The sequence below is a fragment of the Streptomyces venetus genome, assembly GCF_039540295.1.
Lineage (GTDB): Bacteria > Actinomycetota > Actinomycetes > Streptomycetales > Streptomycetaceae > Streptomyces > Streptomyces venetus.
In genome coordinates this window covers 171,070-193,253 of the sequence record NZ_BAABET010000001.1, presented here as the reverse complement: position 1 = coordinate 193,253, position 22,184 = coordinate 171,070, and the positions used below count along the sequence as shown (strand labels likewise).

The window sequence follows — 22,184 nt, the reverse complement described above, 5'->3', positions numbered from 1 at the left end:
GTATGAGGGTGCTGAGACTGCGGTTGTACGGCGTCGTGTTCATCGCCGTGCTCGCGTCGCTGCTGTCCCTGTCCGTCGCCGTCTACCAGCAGGTGTTCACGCCGGCCGTGCGGATCACACTGGAGGCCGACAGCCTCGGCAACCAGCTCGACCCGCGCGCCGACGTCAAGCTGCGCGGGTTGCTGGTCGGGGAGGTGCGCGAGGTGGCCGCCGACGGGACGAGGGCGCGGCTCGACATCGCGCTCAAGCCCGAGTACGTCTCCCACATCCCTTCCGACGTGCACGCGCGCCTGCTGCCCAAGACGCTGTTCGGCGAGAAGTACGTCGATCTGGTCGCGCCCGCGGGCACCGCGCCCTCCCCGGCCCGCCCGATCCGCGACGGGGACGTCCTCACCCAGGACCGCACCCGCGTCGGCATCGAGCTCCAGCAGTTGATGAACGACCTGCTGCCGCTGCTGCGGACCGTGCAGCCCGGCAAGCTCAACGCCACGCTCTCCGCGTTCGCCACCGCCCTCGACGGCCGCGGCGACCGGATCGGCGACAACCTCACGCGACTGGAGGCCTACCTGAGCCGCCTCAACCCGCACCTGCCGTCCCTGAAAGAGGACATCGCACGCTTCGCCGACGTCGCCGAGGTCTACGGCGACGCGGCGCCCGACCTGATGGAGATCCTGCGCAACACCGTCACCACCAGCCGCACGATCACCGAGCGGCAGGACCAGCTGGCCGCGGCGCTGAAGAGCACCGCCACCGTCGCGGGCACCGCCGAGGACTTCCTCGACGCGAACGGGGACCGGCTGATCACCCTCGGCCAGGTCTCCCGCCCCACGCTGGAGCTGTTCGCCCGCTACTCCCCCCAGTACCCCTGCCTGCTGGCCGGCCTCGTGCGGCAGGAGAAGGCGTCCGAGGAGGCGTTCCGGGGCGGCACGATGCACATCACGCTGGAGGTCGTACGGCCGCGCGGTGCGTACGAACCGGGCGAGGAACCCCGGTACGGCGAGCGGTCCGGTCCCCAGTGCCGTGACCTGCCGCACCCCGCGGTGCCGGCACCCGGGGCCCACCTCGACGACGGTTCGAAGCCGGGGAGTCCCTCCGCGGCGCCGCACGGCGCCTCCGCCACCCGGGCCGAACAGCGGGCCGTCGGCTCGCTCGTGGCGCCGGTGCTGGGCGTGCCCGCGGACGAGGTGCCGCCGGTCGCGACGCTGCTGTTCGGGCCGATGGCGCGCGGGACGGCGGTGAGCGTCGCATGAGCACCACAGGAGCCCGGCAGACCGCCGCCCCGCTGATCAAGTTCAGTCTCTTCGCGCTGGTGACGGTGGTGGTGACGGCCCTGCTCGCCGCCACCATCGTGAACATCTCCTTCACCCCCGAGCGCGAGTACCGCGCGGTCTTCAGCGACGTCACCGGGCTGGAGGAGGGCGACGACATCCGGGTGGCCGGAGTGCGGGTCGGCGAGGTCGAGGGCATCAGGATCAAGGACCGGACGCTGGCCGAGGTCACCTTCACGGCCGGCCAGGACCGGCCGCTGTTCACCAGCACGGGTGCCGCCATCCGCTACCGCAACCTGGTCGGGCAGCGGTACATCGCGCTGACCGAGGGCGCCGGCGACGGCACCCGGCTGCGCCCCGGCGGCACGATCCCGCTGGCCCGCACCCAGCCCGCCCTCGACCTGAACGCGCTGCTGAACGGCTTCAAGCCGCTGTTCGCCGCGCTCAGCCCGAAGGACGTCAACCAGCTCGCCACCGAGATCATCAAGACCCTCCAGGGCGAGGGCGGCACCGTCAACAGCCTGCTGACGCACACGGCCTCGCTCACCACGACGCTGGCCGGCCGCGACAAGCTGATCGGCTCGGTGATCGACAACCTCAACACCGTGCTGGCGACGCTCGACAAGCGCGGAGCCCGCTTCTCCGGACTGCTCACGCAACTGCGCCGGGTCATCTCGGGCCTGTCCGCCGACCGGAAGCCCATCGGGGAGTCGCTGGTGAACATCGGCGGTCTGACCCAGGCCACCTCGGGCCTGCTGAAGGACGCGCGTCCGCCGCTGAAGGACGACATCGCGGAACTGACCGAACTCACCGGGACGCTGAACGACAACGAGAAGACCGTGGAGGGCGTGCTGAAGAGGCTGCCGAACAAGCTCAACGCGCTGACCGGGACGGCGTCCTACGGCTCGTGGTTCAACTTCTACCTGTGCGACTTCGACGGCCGGATCGTGCTGCCGAAGACGAAGCAGGTACTCACGCCCGATCTGCACGTGGCGAGGGCGAGGTGTGGGGCATGAGCCGCAAGCGCCGCCCGGAGCCGCTGTTCAAGGTGCGCGTGGACCCGCCGAGACTGCCGAGGCCACGGCTGCCGAAAGTACGGCTGCTGCCGCACCGCAAGCCCCGCCCGCAGCCGCTGTTCAAGGTACGCATCGAGCCGCCCCGCATACGGCTTCCCCGTGTCCGACGCCCGCGTCCGCGCCCTTTCCGTGAGCGCAACCCCGTCGTCATCGGCGCGGTGGGTCTCACCGTCCTCGCCCTGCTGGCCGTGGCCGCGTTCAACGCCGACCGCCTGCCGGTGATCGGCGACGGCGAGACGTACAGCGCCGCCTTCGCGGAGGCGGGCGGTCTCAAGCCGGGCGACGAGGTGCGGATCGCCGGGGTCAAGGTCGGCAAGGTCGAGGAGGTCGACCTGGACGGCGACCACGTCAAGGTCACCTTCAAGATCAAGGACGACCCGGAGTTCGGCACCGAGACCGGCGCGTCGATCCGGGTCAAGACGATCCTCGGCGCGAAGTACCTCGCCCTGCGCCCCAAGGGCCGGGGCCGGCTGGAGCCCGGCAGCGAGATCCCCCTGAAGCGGACCGTCCCCGCGTACGACGTCGTGCAGGCGTTCAGCGATCTCACCACCACCACGGAGAAGGTCGACACCGACCGGCTGGCGAAGGCGCTCAACACCATCTCGACGACCTTCGAGGACTCCCCCTCCGAAGTACGGGCCTCCATCAAGGGCCTGTCCCGGATCTCCCGGACCGTGGCCTCACGCGACAAGGCCCTGCGTGAACTCCTCGGACACGCGAAGGGCGTCACGGGCGTACTCGCCGAACGCTCCGGCGACTTCACCGCCCTGGTCGAGGACGGCGACAAGCTGTTCAAGGAGATCAGCAGGCGGCGTGCGGCGATCCACAGGCTGCTGAAGAGCTCCGCCGCGCTCGGCATCCAGCTCTCCGGCCTCGTCCAGGACAACGAAAAGGAGATCGGGCCCGCGCTCAAGGGTCTCGAGACCGTGGTGAAGATGCTCGAACGGAATCAGGCCGGCCTGGACCGGAGCATCGCGCTCCTGGCGCCCTACGTACGGGTCTTCACCAACACCCTCGGCAACGGCCGCTGGTTCGACTCCTACATCCAGAACATGGTCGCCGCTCCGGTGGTACCGCGGACGGGAGGCGCGCAGTGAGCAACCGCTGGAGGAAGGGCCTGGCCCTGCTGACCGCCCTGGCCGTGGTCGCCGCGCTCACCTACGCCCTGTGGCCGCGGACCGAGCCGGCCCGCGTCACCGCGTACTTCCCGCGCACCGTCGGCATCTACCCCGGCTCGGACGTCCGCGTGCTGGGCGTGCGGATCGGCGAGGTCAGGAAGATCACGCCGGAGGGGCACCGGGTGCGGGTGGAGCTGGAGTACGACGCGGACCGAAAGGTCCCGGCGGACGCACAGGCCGCGATCATCAACTCCTCGGTGGTCAGCGACCGTTACGTGCAGCTGCTGCCGGTGTACCGGAGCGGTCCGGTACTGCGGGACGGGGACGAGATCCCGGAGTCGCGCACGGCCGTGCCGGTCGAACTGGACCGCGTCTTCGACAGTCTGCACACCACGGCCGAGGCGCTCGGCCCCGAGGGCGCCAACAAGGACGGCGCCCTGTCCCGGCTGCTCGGTGTCAGCGCCGACAACCTCGACGGCCAGGGCAAGAACGTCCACCGGATGGTCGAGGACCTCTCGGAGGCGGTCACGACCCTCTCCGACGGCCGCACCGACCTGTTCGGCACGGTCCGGAACCTTCAGGTGTTCACGGCGGCGCTGGCGGCGGACGACAAGAGCGTGCGGTCGTTCAACAGCAGCCTCGCCAAGGTCGCCCGGCAACTCGCGGGCGAGCGCGAGGACCTGGCGGCGGCGCTGAAGAACCTGGGCACGGCGCTCGGTGACGTGTCCGACTTCGTGAAGAAGAACAAGAAGTCGCTGACCTCGAACGTGTCCGGCCTGAGCAAGGTGACCAAGGTGCTCGTCACCCAACGTGCCGCGCTGGAGGAGCTGCTGGAGGTCGCGCCGACGGGCATGTCGAACCTGAACAACGCCTACAACCCTTCCGCGGGCACCCTCGACACCCGCAACAACCCCGACGGCCCGCAGGATCCGGCGGCGCTGCTCTGCTCGGTGCTGCGGACGACCGGCGACGACGGCGGCAAGAACCCCGACTGCAAGGAGCTGAGGGAGCTGTTCGACTCCCTGCCCAAGGTGCCACGGGGCCCGGCGGTCACCGGCACGGTCGACCGCACCCTCGGCGGAATCCTGGGGGCGAGCGCATGAGCGTACCGCGCAAGGGCCGGGCGGCCGTCTGGGCGGCGATCGGCTCGCTGCTGCTGACCGGCTGCGAGTTCAACGGCTGGTACGACGTCCAGCTGCCCGGCGGAGCCGCCGCCGACGGTCACGCCTACCACGTCACCGTCGAGTTCCGTGACGTCCTCGACCTGGTCCCGCAGTCGGCGGTCAAGGTCAACGACGTCACGGTGGGCGCGGTGGAGAAGGTGGAGCTGGAGGGCTGGCACGCCAGGGCCCGCCTCCGGGTCGCCGACTCGGTGAAGCTGCCCGCCAACGCCATCGCCGAGCTGCGGCAGACCAGCATGCTCGGCGAGAAGTACGTGGCACTGTCCAGGCCCCTGGAGAGCACACCGGCCGGCCGGCTCCGCGACGGTGATGTGATCCCCCTGTCCCGCAGCGGCCGCAACCCGGAGGTCGAGGAGGTGCTGTCCGCGCTGTCCGCCCTGCTCAACGGCGGCGGCGTGGCCCAGCTCAAGACGATCACCACAGAGCTGAACAAGGCCCTCCAGGGCCGGGAGAACCGGGTCAGGTCCCTGCTGAAGGAGCTCGACACCTTCATCGGCGGCCTGGACGACCAGCGCCAGGACATCGTCCGCGCGCTGAAGGCCGTGGACCGGCTGGCCAAGCGGCTGGGCAAGGAGAGGACGACGATCGCCGAGGCCGTCGACACGATTCCGCCCGCCCTGAAGGTCCTGGCCGACCAGCGCCGCGACCTGACCAGGATGCTCACCGCCCTGTCCGAGCTGGGCAGGACCGGCACCGAGGTGGTCGACGCCTCGCACGACGACACGGTCGCCAACCTCGAGCAGCTGCGGCCGATCCTGCGACAGCTCAACAAGGCGGGCAGCGACCTGCCCAACTCCCTCGAACTGCTGACGACCTACCCGTTCCCGCGCAATGTGGTGGACGCCATCAAGGGCGACTACGTCAACCTCCACATCACCGCGGACCTCGACCTGGCCGGGATCTACGGCAACCTGACGGACAAGCCGGGTGGCGGGAACGGCGGGGACAAGCAGGGGCCCGAGCTACCCGGGACTCCGGACCTGCCGGACGTACCGGATCTCCCGGACGCACCCCGGCTCCCGGACGTGCCGGACGTGCCGACGCCCACCCCGCTGCCGAGCGGTCCGCGCGTGCCGTCGTCTCCGTCGTCCCCGTCGGCCCCCTCAGGCGGCGGTGACCCGCTGTGCCCGCCGGTGTGCACCGCCGGCTACGGCCCCGGCGGCCACCGCACCGGGGGCGACTGGCCCGAGGGGATCGACCTCGAACTCGCCGAGCTGATGCTGAAGGGGGTCCAGCCGTGATCACCCGTGCCGTCAAGGCGCAACTGATGGCCTTCGCCACCATCACCGCCGTAGGAGTGTCGTACGTCGGCGCCGAGTACACGGGCCTGGTGGACGGGGTCCTGGACCGCGGCTACACCGTGCGGGCCGACTTCGCCGACTCCGGGGGCGTCTTCCCCGGTGCCGAGGTCACGTATCGCGGGGTGCCGGTGGGCAAGGTCGGCGCACTGCGCCTGACCGGCTCGGACGGCGTCTCGGTCGCCCTCGACATCGACGACGGGGCGCCGCGCATCCCGGCGGACACACTGGCGGTGGTGGCGAACCGTTCGGCGGTGGGCGAGCAGTACGTCGACCTCCAGCCCCGCACCTCCCACGGCCCGTACCTGCTGGACGGCCACACGATCCCGCGCGGGAGCACACGGGTGCCGCTGCCGACGACGGACATGGTCCTCAGCCTGGACCGCCTGGTGAACTCGGTCGGCAAGCACGACCTACGGGTCACGGTCGACGAGTTGGGCGAGGCCTTCGCCGGCACCGGCCCCGACCTGGGACGCCTCGTCGACTCCGGCGACACCCTCGTCGAGTCGGCGTCCGGGACGCTGCCGGAGACGGTCGGCCTGATCGAGGACTCACGGAAGGTCCTGAAGACACAGGCCGACCAGGGCTCGTCGATCAAGTCGTTCGCGCGCGATCTGGCGGCCCTCTCGGACCGGTTGAAGACGAGCGACGGGGACCTGCGCAAGCTGATCGGCAACGCGAGGCCGGCGGCGCAGGAGCTGAACTCGCTGCTGAAGTCGACCGGGCCGGAACTGTCGGTGCTGCTGGCGAACCTGATCAGCGGCGGCCAGGTCACACTGGCCCGCCTCCCCGGTGTGGAGCAGGCCCTCGTCACCTTCCCGCTGATGGTCGAGGGCAGCTACACCGTCATCCCAGGCGACGGCACCACCCACTTCGGCCTGGTGCTGAACGCCGACGACCCGCCAGCGTGCACCCAGGGGTACGGCACGGCACGCCGCGACCCCGCGGACACCAGCACACGCGAGGCGAACACCGGCGCCCGCTGCACGCTCCCGCGCGGCAGCGAGTCGTCGGTCAGGGGCGCGCAGAACGCCCCGGGCGCGTCGACCGCCGACGGCGGCGCGAACCGGGCGGCGTACGCCACCCCGTACGACCCGGAGACCGGCACCACCACCGGCCCGGACGGAAGGAACGTCGAGATCGGCTCGACGGGCGGCCAGCAGGCCGTGTTCGGAAAGGAGTCGTGGCAATGGCTGCTCGTTGGCCCCGTGGCATGAGGCGGGTGCGACCCGGAGCGATGACGGCAGGACTCGTCGCGGCGACCGTCATCACCACAGCGGTGACCCTCTGGCTGACCTTCGGCCTCTGGGAACGGCGCGAGGCGGACCAGCGGCGCCAGGGCATCCTGACCGCGGCCCGCCAGTCGGCACTGAACTTCACCTCGCTCGACTACCGGCACTACGGCCGCGACAGCGCGAACGTACTGGCGGGCGCGACCGGTGACTTCAAGAAGCAGTTCACCGCGCAGACCGACCAGTTGACGAAGCTGGTGGCCCAGAACAGGTCCGTATCGCAAGGCCAGGTCCTGGAGGCGGGCATCGTCCGCTCCGACGAGAACTCGGCCCGTGTGCTGGTGGTCGCCGACAGCAAGGTGACCAACACCGCCGCGCCCGAGGGGGAGGCGCGCACGTACCGGCTCCAGCTCGACCTCGTGCACAGGGACGGCCGCTGGCTGACGTCCGACGTCGAGTTCGTCGGCTGATCCACGGGCCGATCCGCCGCCAGACACGCACCGACGAGGAGTACCACCATGCCGAAGACGACCACCGGCCGCGGCCCCGGTCCCGGCACCCGCCGCACCATGACGGCGGCCGCCCGCGCGGCGGCGAAGCGCGCGGAGCGCGGCCACCGCGAACCGGTCGCGGCGACGTCCGGCGACGAGGAGGCCCCGCGCCGGACCGAGCGACCGCTCGCCGGACGCACCGTCCCCATCAAGGCTCCGAAGGGCGGATGGGAGGACCCGCCGGAGCCGTCGCCGGAGTCGTGCGAGGAGGACGGGCCAGCGGAGCGGAGCGAGCCCGGTACCGGCGGCCGTCGAAGGTTGCTCACCGTGGTCCTGGCCGTCCTGCTCGTCGCCGCCCTGGTCGCGCTCGCCGTCCTGGGATGGCAGTACCGCGACGGCCGCCTGACGGAGACGGCCCGGACCGAGGGGCTCGCGGCGGCGCGAAAAGCGGCGCCGGTCGTCCTGTCCTACGACTACCGGCACCTGGACAAGGACTTCTCGAGGGCCCGCGCCCACCTGACTGGCGACTTCCGCGACGAGTACGGCAAGACCACGAAGACCGTGGTCGCCCCGACGGCCGGGAAGTACCACGCCGTGGTGAAGGCGACCGTCGCCACCCCTGGCTCCGGCGGCACCCCGGCCGCCTCCGTCGTCTCGGCCTCCCCCGACAAGGTCGTGGTCCTGCTCTTCGTCAACCAGGTCACCGAGAGCACCCAGGTTTCAGGGTCCCGCCTGGACCTGAACCGGGTGCGGATGACGATGGACCGCACCGGCGAGGGGTGGAAGGTGAGCGCGGTGGACGCGCTGTGAGGCCTGCTCCGCCACGGCTCAAGGCCCGGATCTCACCGTGGACTTCAGCGCCTCGGTGAAGGACCTGGCCCACGCCTCGACCGTCTCCCCGGTGAACAAGTCCGTCGAGTACTCGAAGGTGACCGTGATCGTGTCGGCCTCCGGAGCGATCACCACATAGAGCTCGTTGCGGGCCACTCCCTGGATGGGGAGGGCGCGGATCGTGGTCGAGACGTCCTGGAGGTTCAGGGCCGGTGGGTCTGTCGTGATCACCGTGAACAGGACCGTGGGGAACAGGGCATCCGCCGTCTCCGGGGAGACCAGGGACACCACGTCCGTCAGGGGCAGCTCCTGGTGGTCGAGGGCCGTGAAGAGGGTGGCGCTCAGTTGGCTCACCACGTCGGGGAACGCCTCGGCTTCGGAGAGACGGGCCCGTAGGAGTACCGCGTCGCCCAGGATGCCCACGATCTCCGAGCGGTCCCGCTGGACGCGGTTCGCGCTGGAGGCCGCCAGGACGACGTCGTGCCGTTCGCCGCACAGGTCGGCCAGCCAGGTGGCGAACGTGGCCGCCAGGACCGTGTAGGCGGTGGTGCCGAGGCGGGTCGCCGTGTCGGCCAGGCGGGAGGGGGTGTCGTCGTCTATGACCCAGGTGTGCAGGGCGCCGCGGCCGGACAGTGTGCCGGGGTGTGGGTGGTCGTGGGGGAGGCGCGGGCGTAGCGCAGCGCCTTCCAGTTCGGTGCGCCAGAAGCGTTCCAGGGTCTTACGGCGTTCGTCCGGCAGGTCGTGCTCCGATCGGGCGAAGTCCGTGAATTGCCCTGCGACGGCGGGAAGTCGAGGTGTCCTGCCCACTCGCCGTGTGTTGTACAGCTCCTCCAGATCGCGCCTGATCAGACCCAGTGACCAGCCGTCGCAGACCGCGTGGTGGAAGACCGTCAGCAGGACCCAGTGGTCCGGCGCGAGACGGGCCAGGCGGAAGCGGAAGAGAGGGGGCCGGTCCATCGCGAACGGGGTGGAGGCCTGTTCGTGGCACCAGCGGTTCACCACGTCCTCGGGCTTCCCGGTGTGGTCGGTGATCGGCAGTGAGACCGGGACCTCCGCCAGGACGTCGAAGTGCCGCCCGTCGGGCCGGATGCGCAGGGCGTGGTGGCGGGACACCAGGTCCCGGAGCGCCCCGCGCAGGGCGTCGGGGTCCAAGTCGCCACGCAGGTCCATGCGGTGGGCGATGTTGTAGACGCCGGGGTCCGTGAGCGCGTGGTGGCGGCGCCACAGGCGGCGCAGGGTCGAGGGCATCGGGGCGGTGTCCACGACCCGGCCACGGCCACCCTGTTCGGCGACGCCCCGGATCGTCGGGTTCAGGAAGAAGTCCGACATCGTCAGGTCGAGGTCCGCCGCCTCCCGGATCCGGTTCAGCAGGCGGATCGCGCTCAGCGAGTGGCCGCCCAGTTCGAAGAAGGACACCGTCACCGGGACCGGGCGGGTGTCCAGTTCCTCGCACCACAGGTCGTGCAGGGTCTGTTCCAGGGGCGTGGCGGGTGTCGCCGGAGGGTCCTCGGGCGCGTTCTCGCCGGGCTCCGGCAGCGCCGTCCGGTCGAGCTTGCCGGAGGCGTTCACCGGGAGGCGGTCCATCGACACCCAGCGGCGGGGCACCAGGTGGTCGGGGAGTGTGGCGGCCAGTGCGGTACGCAGGGCGGGCCAGGGCGTCGGCTCCGCCGGCACCACGTACGCCACCAGCTCCGTGTCGCCGTGGCGGTCGCGGCGGGGGAGCACGGCAGCGTCCCGGACCTCCGGGAGCGCGGCCAACGCCGTCCGGACCTCGCCCGGTTCCACCCGGAAGCCGCGGATCTTGACCTGGTCATCCACCCTGCCCCGGTACTCCAGGGCACCGTCGGTGCGGAGGCGGGCCAGGTCGCCGGTGCGGTAGCGCAGCCTGCCCTCACCGTCGTCGAGGAAAGCGGCGGCCGTCTCCGTGGGGCGCTCGTGGTAGCCGTGCGCGACCGGGAGTCCGCTCACGTGGATCTCGCCGACCGCTCCGACGGGGACCCGCTCGCCCGTCCCGTCCCGCAGCGTGACACCGGCTCCCGGCACCGGGGTGCCGATGGCCGGCCACTCCTCGCCGGACGGATCCACGCGGTGCGACGTGACGATGATCGAGGTCTCCGTGGGGCCGTACTGGTTGTAGAGGGCGCAGTGGGGGTGCTGGGAGAGGAAGCGGCGGAAGGGCGGTGTGAGATGGAGTGCCTCGCCCGCCGAGAACAGCTCGCGCAGGGAAGGGAGTTCGGGGGCCGTCTCCATCAGGTACTTCAGGGGAGTGCAGGGCATGAACAGGCGTTGGACCCGGTGGCGGCGCACCGTTTCCGCCACCGCCGCCGGGTCGTGCCGGACGGCGTCGTCGACGAGGACGAGTGCCGCCCCCGAGGCGAGGGTCGTGAAGATCTCCTGCACGCTGACGTCGAACGCCGGTGACGTCCACTGGAGGGTGCGCAGCGCGGGGTGGCGGCCGAGGTGGTCCTGGACCAGGTTCGCGGGGCCCCGGTGAGGGACGACGACGCCCTTCGGGCGGCCGGTCGAGCCCGAGGTGTGGATGCAGTAGGCCGGGTCCTCCGGGGTCGCGCCGTCCGCGAGGGGGGTCGACGGGTACGTGCCGTCCGCCGATTCCACCAGCTGTACGGGGAGTTCGAGGTCCGGATGGTGGGCGGTGGCCTCGGAGGTGAGGAGGAGCACCGGTGTCGTGTCGGCCAGGAGCAGTGCCAGGCGCGGGGCGGGCAGGGACGGGTCCAGCGGGACGTATGCCGCTCCCGTCTTGAGGACCGCCAGCAGGGCCGTGATCAGCTGCGGGCCGCGTGGCAGCAGGACCGCCACGCGCTGTCCTCGTTCCGCGCCCCGGGTGCGCAGCAGATGGGCGAGGCGGTTGGCCGCCGCGTCCAAGTCCCCGTAGGACACCGGGGCTTCCCCGCCGAGCAGCGCCACGGCGTCCGGTGTGCTGCGCGCCTGCTGTTCGAAGAGGCCGTGCAGGGTGCTCGGGGGAGCCCCCTGCTCGGTGTGCTCCAGGCGGGCCAGCGCCGTGCGGTCGGCCGCCGTGAGGGCGGTCAGGTGCGTGAGCGGCGCGTCGGGGGTGGCCAGTGCGCGGCGCAGCACCTGTTCGACGTAGTCCACGAAGCGGCGCACCGTCGCCTCGTCGAACAGGGCCGTGTCGTACTCGACCATGAAGCGGACGCCGGCCGGGTGGTGGGTGAGGTAGACGCTGAGGTCGAACGGGGCGCGGGCGCTCGGGACGTCCAGCAGGGTCGCCGTCAGGTGGGGCGGGTCGAACGCCGCCTCGCCCTCGTTCTCGTACTCCACCATGACCTGGAACAGCGGGTTGCGGCCCGGGTCGCGACGCGGGTTGAGCGCGCCGACCAGCTCGTCGAAGGGGACGCCGCTGTGTTCGTACGCCGATGTGCTGGTCTCCCGGACCCGGCCCAGCAGGGTCGGGAAGTCCGGGTCGCCGGTGAGGTCCAGGCGCAGCGGCACCGTGTCGAGGAACAGGCCCACATGGTCCTCGGCGCCCGTGGGGCGGGCCGCCACCGCCGTGCCGATCACGACGTCCCGCTGCCCGCCGAACCGGCCGAGGACCGCGCCGATCGCGCCGGTGAGTGTCATGAAGAGGGTGGCGCGGTGACCGGCGGCGAACGTCCGCAGCTCCGCCGTCAGCCGGGAGTCGAGTTCGTGCGTCAGACTCGCGCCCGCTCCCGACCTGACCGGCGGGCGGGGGCGGTCGGTGGGCAGGGTCAGTTCCGGTGCGTCGCCGAGGCGCTGACGCCAGAAGCCCAGGGACGCGGGGTCCGGGCGGCGACCGGCCGTCGGCAGTTCGGGCAGCGGGCGCGGTTCGGGGCCTCCGCCCCGCCGCGCGCGGTAGTACGCCGCCACGTCTCGGGCCAGTACGGCCGTGGAGGACGAGTCGAAGACGATGTGGTGGGCCAGGAGGAAGAGCAGGTGGTGGCCGGGGGACAGGCGGAGCAGACGGGCCGCGACCAGAGGACCCGTCGACAGGTCGAGTCCGTGGTCGGCCGCGAGCGCCGACCGCAGGGCCTCCTCCTGCGTGGCACCCGTGTGGTCCTGAAGCGGGCAGTCGAGCGGCATGCGGTCGCGGATCTCCTGGTAGGGGACGCCGTCCGTGTCTCCGAAGACCGTGCGCAGGGCCGGGTGCCGGTCCGCGACCCGGTGCAGGGCCCAGCGCAGCGCCTCGACGTCCAGGGGGCCGTCCAGGCGGATCGCCTTGGGCTCGTGGTACATGGCGGTGCCCGGGTGCAGTTGCTCCAGGAACCAGATACGGCGTTGAGCGGGGGTGAGGGGCAGGCGGCGGGGCTCGGGAAGCGTCTGCGGCCCGGCCTCCGGGGCCGCCCTGCGGACCCGGTCCAGGACCGGCAGCGCGGCCAGCACCTTCTCCCTCGGCACGCCGAAGTCCACGAAGCACGCGATCTCGTCCGCACCCGCGGCCAGCAGACGCCGTACGGTCTCCGCGGCCGTCCGCTCGTCGCCGATCAGGGCACGGGAGTCGCAGTAGCGCTCGTAGGCGCGCCCGAGGAGGAACTCCACGTCCTCCTCCGGCGTGTTCTCCAGGTCCACCTGGAAGCCGAGGCTGTTGGTGACCTGGTCGAAGAGGGAGAGCGAGGAGCGCAGATACGACAGGAACGGCCGGTACGCCTCCGCGCGCGCCCGCTCCGCGTCGTCCTCCAGGTACGTGTGCACGAGCACCACCACCCGCCCGGCCGCCGGGTCGAGACCGTGCTCGGCCCGGCAGCGCCGGTACAGCGCGATGTTCTCGGCCAGTTGCTCCACCGTCTGGGTCATCAGGTTGGTGACCACGCCGAGGTCCTCGGCCGCCGCCCGGCGGTAGCTGTCCGGGTTCCCCACGACGGCCACGTACATCGGCGGACGCTCCTGCACGGGGCGCGGGTGCAGGCTGATCTCGACGGGGGTGCCGTCGCCCGCCGTCGTCTTCACCGGCTGCCCCGACCAGAGGTCCCGTACGGTCGCCAGGTGCTCGTACATGACCTCTCGGTGCCGGCCGAAGTTCTGTGGGGCGAGCGCGAAGTCGGTGGCGTGCCAGCCGCTCGCGAAGCACAGGCCCGCGCGGCCGCCGGAGATGTTGTCGACGACCGACCACTCCTCGGCGACCCGCGCCGGATGGTGCAACGGCAGCACCACGGAACCGGCGTTCAGCCGGATCCGGCTGGTCCGGGCCGCCAGGGCCGCGGCCAGCACGGAGGGGTTGGGGAAGAGCGCGCCGAAGGAGTTGAAGTGGCGTTCGGGGAACCACAGGGCGTGGAAGCCGTGCTGGTCCGCGAAGTCGGCGGCGGCCATGATCAGGCCGTACTTGTCGTGTTCGTCGTGGTCGGTGTCCTCGGGGTAGTCGCCGAAGAAGTAGAGGCTGAAGTCGCTGCTTCCGGTGGGCTCCGCCGGGATGGGAGCAGGGGCGACGGGGGCGGGTCTTACGGGCGTCGGCTTCACGGGCGTCGGCTTCACAGGGGTCGGCTTCACGGGGACGGGCGCGGAGGGCGCGGCCGCCGTGGTGCCGGTGCCCGCCAGTACGTCCAACTGGCGGGAGATCATCTCGCCGACCTGGTCGACGAGTTGCTCGGCCAGTCGCAGCTGCTGACCGAAGAGGTCGTGGAGCCCTTCCGACGGCTGAGGGGCTGCGGGCGCGGGTTCGGGCGCGGGTGCCGCTGGTTCTTCCCGGGCCTCCGGGGCGTCCCCCCGCAGCCGCGCCACCCGTTCCGCCAGCTTCCGAGGCGTGTCGGCCGAGTCGAACACCTCCCGGACCGGGACCCGGACGCCATACCGCTGTTCCAGCTCCGTCGTCATGCTCATCAGGGAGAGCGAGTCGGCGCCCAGTGCGAAGAACGAGCTGTCCGGAGTGACATCCGTGACCGGGCGGTCCAGCTTCTCCGCCGTCAACCGGCTGATGGCCTCCACGACGTCACCGGACGGCTCCGGCATCTTGGGAGCGGCGGCGGCCATGGCTGCGGTCCGGTACGGCACCGTACGCCGCCGGAGCGGATGCCCGGGAAGCGGCACCCGGCCCCCGCCACCCGAGAGCGCGTCCCAGTCCAGCTCCGCGCCCCTGCGGTACAGCGAGCCGAGCCCCGTCAGGATCCCGTGCGCCTGCTCGGCCGCCCCGTCCCCTTCGCCCTGGCCGCTCAGCCAGCGGCTGTCGGGTACGCAGTGCCGCCCGAGGCCGGTGAGGGTCCGCCCGGCACCGATCTCCACGAAGTCCCGGCAGCCCTGGCCCACGGCGGCGTCCATGGCGAGGCCGAAGCGGACCGGCTGCCGGGCCTGACGGCAGAGGTGATCGGCGTCGACCGTCCAGCCCGGCCGCCGCAGTTCACCGTCGGCCGCGGTCACCACGGGGGTGTGCAGCGGGCGGTACGTCACCTCATCCGCGCGGGCACGGAACCCGTCCAGCGCGCTGTCGATCTCCGCGGAGTGGAACGCCCGGTCGACGGGCAGCGCACGCCAGCGCACGCCCTCCTGGTCGAGCAGCCGTGCGGCCTCCTTCAAGGCCTGCGGCGGGCCCGAGAGCACCTGGGCGCGGGGGCCGTTGAGCGCGGCGAGTTCCGCACCGGCGGCCAGCGCCACGCGGTTCGCCGTGGTCCGGTCGGTCCGGAGGGCGAGCATGCCTCCGGCCGGGCAGTGGTCCTGCATCAGCCGCCCCCGCCAGGCGGTGAGCCGCAGTCCGTCCTCCAGTGACAGGGCACCGGCCGCGTACAGGGCCGCGTACTCGCCGACGCTGTGGCCGAGCAGCAGGCCCGGTCGTATCCCGGCCGACCGCCAGACGTCGGACAGTGCCGCCTGATGGGCGAAGAGGGCGGCCTGTGCCGTCTCGGTGGGCCAGATGCCCTCCTCCGCGGTGAGGTCAGGCACGGTGAGATCAGGCACGGTGAGGTCAGGCGTGGTGAGCAGTCGTCCGAGCAGACTCCCCCCGAACTCCCGGGCGTAGAGCTCCTCGCACCGGTCCAGCGTGGCCCGGGCGGCCGGATGCGCGGCGTACAGGCCGTTCGCCATGCCGCGCCGGGCGCTGCCCTGCCCCGCGAACGCGAAGGCGACGGGGCCGAGAGGGACGGGTTCCGGGCGCTGGCCCTCCGCCGACTCCTTGAGCGCGCGGGCGAGTTCGCCCGCCGTACGGCCGACCGCCGCGAGGCGTACCGCACGGTGCGGCCTGCCGAGGGCCAGGGTGGCCGCCACGTCCCCGGCCGGGAGGTCCGGCCGGGACAGCAGCCGGTCGCGGAGCGCGGCCGTGAGCTCGTCGAGGGCCTCGGTGTCGTGGGCCGACACCGGGGCCAGGACGGGCAGTCGCGGCGCCGGGCGCACGGGTGCGGGCGGGGCCTCCTCCAGGACGACATGGGCGTTGGTGCCGCCGACACCGAGCGCGCTGACCCCGGCCCGGCGCGGCACGCCGGCCGGCACCTGCCACGGTCGCAGCTCCGTGGCGAGCGTCAACCGGCCACCCGACAGCGGAAGTTCGGGATTCGGGCTGGTCAGATGCGGCGTCGGCACCAGCGTGCGATTGCGCAGCATGAGGATCGTCTTGATGAGCCCGGCCATTCCCGCGCAGCTGTCGAGATGCCCGATGTTCGGCTTCACCGAGCCCACCGCACACGAACCGCCGCCGCCCTCGCCCAGCGCCCGTGCCAGCGCCGTGAGCTCCACCGGATCCCCGAGCCGGGTCCCGGTACCGTGCGCCTCCACGTACGAGATCGTCTCCGCGGGCACCTCCGCCCGGCGCAGTGCCTGGCGTACGACGTCCACCTGCCCTTCGACGCCGGGCGCGCTGAAGCCGACCTTGGCGGCGCCGTCGTTGTTGACGGCCGAGCCCAGGATCACCGCGTGCACGGTGTCGCCGTCGGCGAGGGCCCGGTCCAGGCGTTTGAGCAGCACGGCGGCCACCCCGTTGCCGCCGACGGTGCCGTCGGCCTCCGCGTCGAAGGCGCGACAGCGCCCGGTGGGGGAGAGGATCGATCCGGGGTGGGTGAGGTAGCCGGTCCGCTGAGGCAGGTGTACGGCGGCGGCACCCGCCAGGGCCAGGTCCGCCTCGCCGGTGAGCAGCGCCTGGGCCGCGAGGTGCACGGCGACCAGGGACGTGGAGCAGGCCGTCTGCACTCCGATCGCCGGGCCGGTGAGCCCCAGCCGGTAGGCGACGCGCGTGGCGAGGAAGTCGGGCTCCTGACCGATGGCCGTCTGCATGGCGGCGGCCGGGTCCGCCGCGTCGTACCCTGCCCCGGGCTCGGTTCCGGCCCCCGTCCCGGCTCCGGACGGCTGCTGGTGGTCGTAGAGGTTCATGCCCGAACCCGCGAAGACCCCGATCCGGACCCCGGGCGCGGTCGCCGCGTGGCCGCCGTCCTCCAGGGCCTGGTGACAGCACTCCAGGAACAGCCGGTGCGCGGGATGCGTGAGTCCGGCCTCCTTGGGGCTCATCCGGAAGAAGTCCGGGTCGAACTCCTCGACACCGTCGAGGATTCCGGCCGCGGGCACGCGGCCGGGTGCGCGGCGCTGCTCCGGGGTGAGGCCCGCCGCCGCGAGCTCCTCCTCGTCGAACACCCGGACGCTGTCCACGCCGTCCCGCAGATTCGCCCAGAACTCGTCCACCGACTGTGCGCCGGGGAAGCGCAACGACAGTCCGATGACGGCGACGCGGCGGTCGGGGGAGCCGTCGTCGCGCCGTGTCTCAGGGGCGGCGGCGGTCGTCGCGGGTCGGTCGGCGAGGTGTGCGGCGAGCGCGGTGACCGTCGGGTGCTCGAAGAAGGCCGTCTGGGCTACCGGCGTCCCGAGGCGTTCCGACACCCGGCTCCGTAACCGCACCAACAGGACGGATGTCAGGCCGAGTTCGTAGAACGGCACGTCCACGTCCACGTCCGTGCCCAGGTCGGCCGGGCGGCCCAGTACGGCGCCCAGTTCCTCCCGCAGCACCCGCGTCACCGTCTCCGAGCCTGTCTCCGAGCCCGAGCCCGAGCCCGTCTCCGAGCCCGAGCCCGAGCCCGTCTCCGAGCCCGAGCCCGAGCCCGTCTCCGAGCCCGTCTCCGAGCCCGAGCCCGAGCCCGAGCCCGAGTCCGAGTCCGAGCCCGGATCCGAGCCCGGGTCCAGGTCCGTGCGGAAGCCCCCGGCCACCAGCCGGCTCTGGAGCTCCGCGCGGCGTACCTTGCCCGCCGGTGTGCGCGGGAACTCGTCCGGCGGCACGGGCAGCACGTACGCGGCGGTGAGCCTGAGACGGGTGTACAGCGCCGCCTTCACCTCGGCCGCGATCCGCGTGTCCTCGACGGCGCCGCGGCTGACGAAGAACACCGCGATTTCCTCCGTGCCCCGCTCCGCGGACGGGATCCCGCACGCGGCCACCTCGCCCTGCCGGACCCCGTCGACGGCGGTGGCGGTCTCCTCCACCTCGTGGCAGTAGACGTTGTGGCCGTTGAGGATGATCAGGTCCTTGCGCCGGCCCGTGATGACGACCTGGCCGCCGTCGAGGAAGGCCAGATCGCCCGTGTCGAGCCAGTCCCGTCCGGCCGGGTAGGCGGCGGCGTCCGCCTCGGGGTTGCCGACGTAGCCGGGGGTGAGCCGCGCGGGCGAGTGGACCTGGAGGCGGCCGATGCGGCCCGGCGGGGCGAGGTCGCCGTGGTCGTCGACGATGCGGAGCGTGACGCCGTGCGCGGGCGATCCGGAGGCGACGAAGGTGACGCAGTCGGCGTCCGGGGTGTCCTCGCCGGCCCGGACCAGGTCGCCGCCCAGACTGCTCTTGAGCAGGCGGTGCACGGTGCCCGGCCGGTCGAGTCGGCCGTGGGTGACGGCCGTGACCGTCTCGGCCATGCCCCACACCGGGGCGATGTGGTCCTCGCGCACGCCGTACCGGGCCGTCGCGTCGAGGAAGCGGCGCAGCACCGGCAGCACGACCCGCTCGCCCCCGCACAGCAGCGACTTGAGGCCGCCCAGGTCCCAGCGGCCGACGGGCCGCTCGGCGAGCGCGTCCGCGACCAGCCGGTAGGCGAAGGTCGGTGCCCAGCCGTGCTGCGCGCGGTGGTCGTGGAGGAGGTCGAGCCAGCGCAGCGGGTCGGCGAGCACCCGGTCGGTGGGGGCGTGGACGTTGGTGCAGCCGGTGAAGACCGCGAGCAGGTGGTAGAGCAGGAACGCGCCGCTGTGGTCGAGGGGAAGCCAGTTCACCATCGTGTCGCCCGGGCGCACGTCGAGGATCCGCCGGCTGCTCGCCGCGAAGTCCGCGAGCCCCGCGTGGGTGAGCCGCGCCGCCTTCGGGACGCCGGTACTGCCGGAGGACAGCATCAGCAAGGCCGTGTCGGACGGGTCCGGCTCGGTGTGGTCCTCGGCGGGCGGGGCCTCCAGGCACTCCCGGGCGAGGGCGACCCGCGGGGCGGGCGTCGCGCGGCCGAGGGCCCCCGCACCGGGCTCGTCGGTCAGGACCAGCGGGTTCTCCCACAACGCGCAGGCCTGCCGGAGGCGTTCCGCGGCGGGAGAACCGGGCGCGGGGTGCTCGGCGATGGCCACCGGTAAGGCACCGCCGAGCACACACGCCCAGAAAGCGGGGAAGAACTCGGCCGGCGGCAGCCCGCACAGCACGACCGCGTCGCCGCGCCGCAGCCCGTGGGCCCGCAGGCCGGTGAGCATGCGGCGTGCCGCGTCCAGCAGCTCGGGATACGACCGTGAGCTCGTCGTGCCGTCGGCGGCGACGGTGACGACGGCTCCGGGAGCGGACCGGGCGGCGCCCAGCAGCGCCCGCACGGCGTCGACCGGATCGCCCTCGGTGCGCTCCGGTTCAGGACCCCGGCAGCTGGCCTGCCCCCGTAGACGTTCCATGTGTGCGCTCTCCCTTTTCTCCGCTGGTGGACGAACGGTCGGTGCCATGACGCGCGTCGCGCCGTCGTACGGTGAGCAGCAGCAGGACCAGCGCCCCGCACACCGCCGCCCCGTGGAAGGCGCCCACGACGGCCAGTGCGGGCAGGGCCTCCAGGGCCGCCGCCGCGGTCACCGTGCCGAGGGCGAAGCCGGACTGCTCGGCCGTGGCGGACAGTCCGAAGAGACGGCCGCGCTGCCGGTCGGGGGCCGCCTGGAGGCGTGAGGTGTAGACGATCTCGGTCCAGCCGTCGGCGAACCCCGCCGCCACGGCGGCCGCCATCAAGGCCGGGGCGGGCGGTCCGGTGAACGCGGCCACGAAGCAGAACGACATCGCGCAGGTGCCGACCGCGAAGGCGCGCTCGCCCCAGGACGCTGCGTGCGACCGGCGTTTGAGGATCTGGTGGGCCAGCATGGTGCCGACGGCCCACGCCGACCAGAACCAGGTCATGAACACCGCGGGGGAGGACGGGTGGGCCTCGTGCGCCGCCAGCGGGAGGGCGACGTTGTGCGACGCGGACGCCAGCGCGTCCAGACCCCGCAGCGCGATCATGCCGAGCAACGGCCCGGCGAGGCCCGCCACACGGCGCCGCAGCCACCCGCCACGGACCGGAGGGGGCTCGGCCTGCTCCCCGGTGCCCGCGTCGTCCGCCTGGTCGGAGTCCGTGCGCGGCCGGAGCACCAGCACCGCCGCCGCGGACACCGCGAAGCTCGCCGCGTTGACGCCGAAGGCGACACCGAAACCGCCGAGAGCGATGACCGGCGCGGCCGACGCGAAGCCCAGCACCGTGGCGACGGAACGGGCCGTGACCAGCACGCCGTTCGCCCGGGCCCGGTTCTGCTGTCCGACCATGACCGGGATCGCGCTGCGCAGGGCGACGTTGAACAAGGTGTTCCCCGCGCCCAGCACGGCCCCCGCCCCGAGCAGCACCCACAGCGCGGTGCCCGACGTCCCGAGCGCGAGCACGACCATGGCGAGGGTCTGGGCGACGTCCGTCGCCACCATGACGGTCCGGCGTCCGGCCCTCGCGGTCAGCGCCCCGGCGGCGAGCCCCGCCGTGACACCCGCCAGCAGCCGTACGGCCATCACCGCGCCCACACCCAGGGCCGTACCGGTGAGTTCGTACGAGAACAGGCTGAGCGCGATCAGGTTCAGATACGTCCCGTACGCCGACACCCCGTGCGCGGCCACCAAGGCCCAGAACCGCCGGTCCACCCCCGCCACCGGACTCCTCCCCATCGGCCGGATGCTCGATCATTGCAGAAGTGTTCGATCCTGTGGGAGGAAATTCGAGGTCCGGCATCCGGATTCCCTTTTCGATGTTCCCGCCGCGAACCCCCGGCCATGCATTACATTCGGACACAGAATGTAATCAGGCTTGTGCAGGTCAGCTACTTAGGGCTAGAGTCGGACCGATCACGGACCGAAATCCTCGGTGGGCTCCGGAGGCCCGAGGAGCTGGTTGAAACGTGAACGGGGAACGGGGGAAGTTCTCGATGGTCAGCATGCGTTCAAGTCCAAGACCCACCAGTATTCCGGAGGCGACCGGCCGCGCCTGGTGGTAGCGACGTGATCGGGTCGTTCGTAGACAAGTTCGCGGTCAATCGAAGCGGTGCCGGGCTGCTCCTCGTCGGATTCATCGACGCCACCGGAACGGGCCTTTATCTGGCCGGTTCGGCATTGTTCTTCACCAAGATCGTGGGTCTCAGCCCCGCCCAGGTGGGTTTCGGACTGTCCCTGGCCGGCATTCTCGGAATCCTCGGGCCCATTCCGTTCGGCAGACTGGCCGACCGGTGGGGTCCACGGCTGGTGCTGATGCTGCTGCACGCGTGTTGTGCGGTGGGGTTCGCCGCCTACTTCTTCGTCGACGGCTTCGTGTCGTTCCTCTGCGTCGTCGGCCTGCTGGGCGTCGCCGAGCAGGCGGCACGGCCCATGGGCCAGGCGCTCGTGGAACTGGCGGTCGGCACGGAACGGCGTGCCGAGATGGCCGCGAGAATGCGCGTCGTCTACAACGTCGGGTACACGGTCGGGGCCCTGCTCGCCGCGGTGGCCCTCCAGATCGGGACGCGCACCTCGTTCCTGGCCATGATGCTCGGCGACGCGCTCTCGTTCGCCCTGTCCGCCACGCTCCTGGCCTTCCTGAAGTTCCGGCCTCATGTGCGCACCCAGCGCAAGGGCAGCGGGCCGCGCCTGCTGTTCCCGGCCGTCCGGGACCGCTGGTACACGGCCGCCGCGGGGGTCAACGCCCTGCTGATGCTCCACATGGCGCTGCTCAGCGTGGGCGTCCCCCTGTGGATCACCCTGCACACCCGGGCACCGGACTCCCTGGTCGCCGTCCTGCTGGTCGTCAACACCGTGCTGGCCGTCCTCTTCCAGGTCCGCGTGGCACGCGGCACGGAGAAGGTCGCCGAGGGCGCCGCGGCCCTGCGCAGAGCCAGTGTCGTCCTGGCCCTGTGCTGCGCCTGCTTCGCCACCGCCGCGTACGCGGAGTCGACGGTGCTCGCGATCGCGATCCTGCTCGTGGCCATGATCCTGCTCACCGGCGGCGAACTGCTCCAGTCCGCGGGCCAGTGGAGCCTGTCCTTCGGGCTGGCGCCCAACCGGTCCCGAGTCGAATACCTCGCCACCTTCCACCTCGGATCCAGCGTCCAGGTGGCGGTGGGGCCGGTCCTGATGACGGTGGGCGTCATCGGCAACGGAACAGCCGGCTGGGCGGCACTCGCGGCGGTCTTCCTCCTGGCGGGCCTGTGCGTACGCCCGGTGGTCTCCGCGGCGGCCCGGCGCCCGCACCTGCGCGGCGAGGCACCGGACGAACCGGAACTCGGCGTCCGCAGTCAGTAACGCACCACCCCATTACCGAA

The 22,184-nt window shown here is 72.3% G+C and carries 11 protein-coding genes; 9 read left to right on the top strand and 2 right to left on the bottom strand.

From position 1 onward, the window contains the following. The first annotated feature begins 2 nt into the window (after positions 1–2). Genes ABEA82_RS00805 through ABEA82_RS00770 form a run of 8 tightly spaced genes read left to right on the top strand, consistent with a single transcriptional unit; the run spans position 3 to position 8,474 of the window. The gene (locus ABEA82_RS00805; protein WP_345659356.1) at positions 3–1,250 is read left to right on the top strand and encodes an MCE family protein; all 1,248 of its coding nucleotides are present in this window, start codon (positions 3–5) and stop codon (positions 1,248–1,250) included. Then, positions 1,247–2,284 (top strand): MCE family protein, encoded by a 1,038-nt coding sequence (locus ABEA82_RS00800; protein WP_345659355.1) that lies wholly within the window; start codon positions 1,247–1,249, stop codon positions 2,282–2,284. Before ABEA82_RS00805 ends, ABEA82_RS00800 begins: the two co-directional genes overlap by 4 nt. Next, positions 2,281–3,441, top strand: coding sequence for an MCE family protein (locus tag ABEA82_RS00795; protein ID WP_345659354.1), 1,161 nt, complete (start codon positions 2,281–2,283; stop codon positions 3,439–3,441). Before ABEA82_RS00800 ends, ABEA82_RS00795 begins: the two co-directional genes overlap by 4 nt. Continuing rightward, positions 3,438–4,565, top strand: a complete 1,128-nt coding sequence (locus ABEA82_RS00790; RefSeq protein ID WP_345659353.1) for an MCE family protein — start codon at positions 3,438–3,440, stop codon at positions 4,563–4,565. Before ABEA82_RS00795 ends, ABEA82_RS00790 begins: the two co-directional genes overlap by 4 nt. Then, positions 4,562–5,884, top strand: a complete 1,323-nt coding sequence (locus tag ABEA82_RS00785; RefSeq protein ID WP_345659352.1) for an MCE family protein — start codon at positions 4,562–4,564, stop codon at positions 5,882–5,884. The genes ABEA82_RS00790 and ABEA82_RS00785 overlap by 4 nt, the downstream gene beginning before the upstream one ends. Next, on the top strand, positions 5,881–7,158 hold the full coding sequence (locus ABEA82_RS00780; RefSeq protein WP_345659351.1) for an MCE family protein: 1,278 nt from the start codon (positions 5,881–5,883) through the stop codon (positions 7,156–7,158). Before ABEA82_RS00785 ends, ABEA82_RS00780 begins: the two co-directional genes overlap by 4 nt. 20 nt (positions 7,159–7,178) lie before the next feature. Continuing rightward, a complete protein-coding gene (locus ABEA82_RS00775) occupies positions 7,179–7,643 on the top strand; it encodes a hypothetical protein (protein WP_345659350.1) in 465 nt (154 codons plus the stop codon). Between the two features lie 48 nt (positions 7,644–7,691). Further along, positions 7,692–8,474: a hypothetical protein gene (locus ABEA82_RS00770; protein WP_345659349.1), complete on the top strand. Its 783-nt coding sequence runs from the start codon at positions 7,692–7,694 to the stop codon at positions 8,472–8,474. A gap of 18 nt (positions 8,475–8,492) precedes the next feature. On the opposite strand, the gene ABEA82_RS00765 is transcribed toward ABEA82_RS00770, so the two are convergent. Both ABEA82_RS00765 and ABEA82_RS00760 read right to left on the bottom strand, forming a co-directional pair. Further along, the gene (locus tag ABEA82_RS00765) at positions 8,493–19,286 is read right to left on the bottom strand and encodes a non-ribosomal peptide synthetase/type I polyketide synthase (RefSeq protein ID WP_345659348.1); all 10,794 of its coding nucleotides are present in this window, start codon (positions 19,284–19,286) and stop codon (positions 8,493–8,495) included. Next, a complete protein-coding gene (locus ABEA82_RS00760; RefSeq protein ID WP_345659347.1) occupies positions 19,246–20,562 on the bottom strand; it encodes an MFS transporter in 1,317 nt (438 codons plus the stop codon). The genes ABEA82_RS00765 and ABEA82_RS00760 overlap by 41 nt, the downstream gene beginning before the upstream one ends. 330 nt (positions 20,563–20,892) lie before the next feature. Here ABEA82_RS00760 and ABEA82_RS00755 point away from each other — a divergent pair, with 330 nt between their 5' ends. After that, positions 20,893–22,164 carry an MFS transporter gene (locus tag ABEA82_RS00755; protein WP_345659346.1) on the top strand — a complete coding sequence of 424 codons (1,272 nt, stop codon included), beginning with the start codon at positions 20,893–20,895 and terminating at the stop codon, positions 22,162–22,164. The last annotated feature ends 20 nt before the right edge of the window (positions 22,165–22,184 follow it).

What these genes read in the sequence shown, in the direction of transcription:
- ABEA82_RS00805 (WP_345659356.1), top strand. Translation starts at nt 3, where the DNA reads ATGAGGGTGCTGAGACTGCGGTTGTACGGCGTCGTGTTCATCGCCGTG.
- ABEA82_RS00800 (WP_345659355.1), top strand. Translation starts at nt 1,247, where the DNA reads ATGAGCACCACAGGAGCCCGGCAGACCGCCGCCCCGCTGATCAAGTTC.
- ABEA82_RS00795 (WP_345659354.1), top strand. Translation starts at nt 2,281, where the DNA reads ATGAGCCGCAAGCGCCGCCCGGAGCCGCTGTTCAAGGTGCGCGTGGAC.
- ABEA82_RS00785 (WP_345659352.1), top strand. Translation starts at nt 4,562, where the DNA reads ATGAGCGTACCGCGCAAGGGCCGGGCGGCCGTCTGGGCGGCGATCGGC.
- ABEA82_RS00775 (WP_345659350.1), top strand. Translation starts at nt 7,179, where the DNA reads ATGACGGCAGGACTCGTCGCGGCGACCGTCATCACCACAGCGGTGACC.
- ABEA82_RS00770 (WP_345659349.1), top strand. Translation starts at nt 7,692, where the DNA reads ATGCCGAAGACGACCACCGGCCGCGGCCCCGGTCCCGGCACCCGCCGC.
- ABEA82_RS00765 (WP_345659348.1), bottom strand. Translation starts at nt 19,286, where the DNA reads ATGGAACGTCTACGGGGGCAGGCCAGCTGCCGGGGTCCTGAACCGGAG.
- ABEA82_RS00760 (WP_345659347.1), bottom strand. Translation starts at nt 20,562, where the DNA reads ATGGGGAGGAGTCCGGTGGCGGGGGTGGACCGGCGGTTCTGGGCCTTG.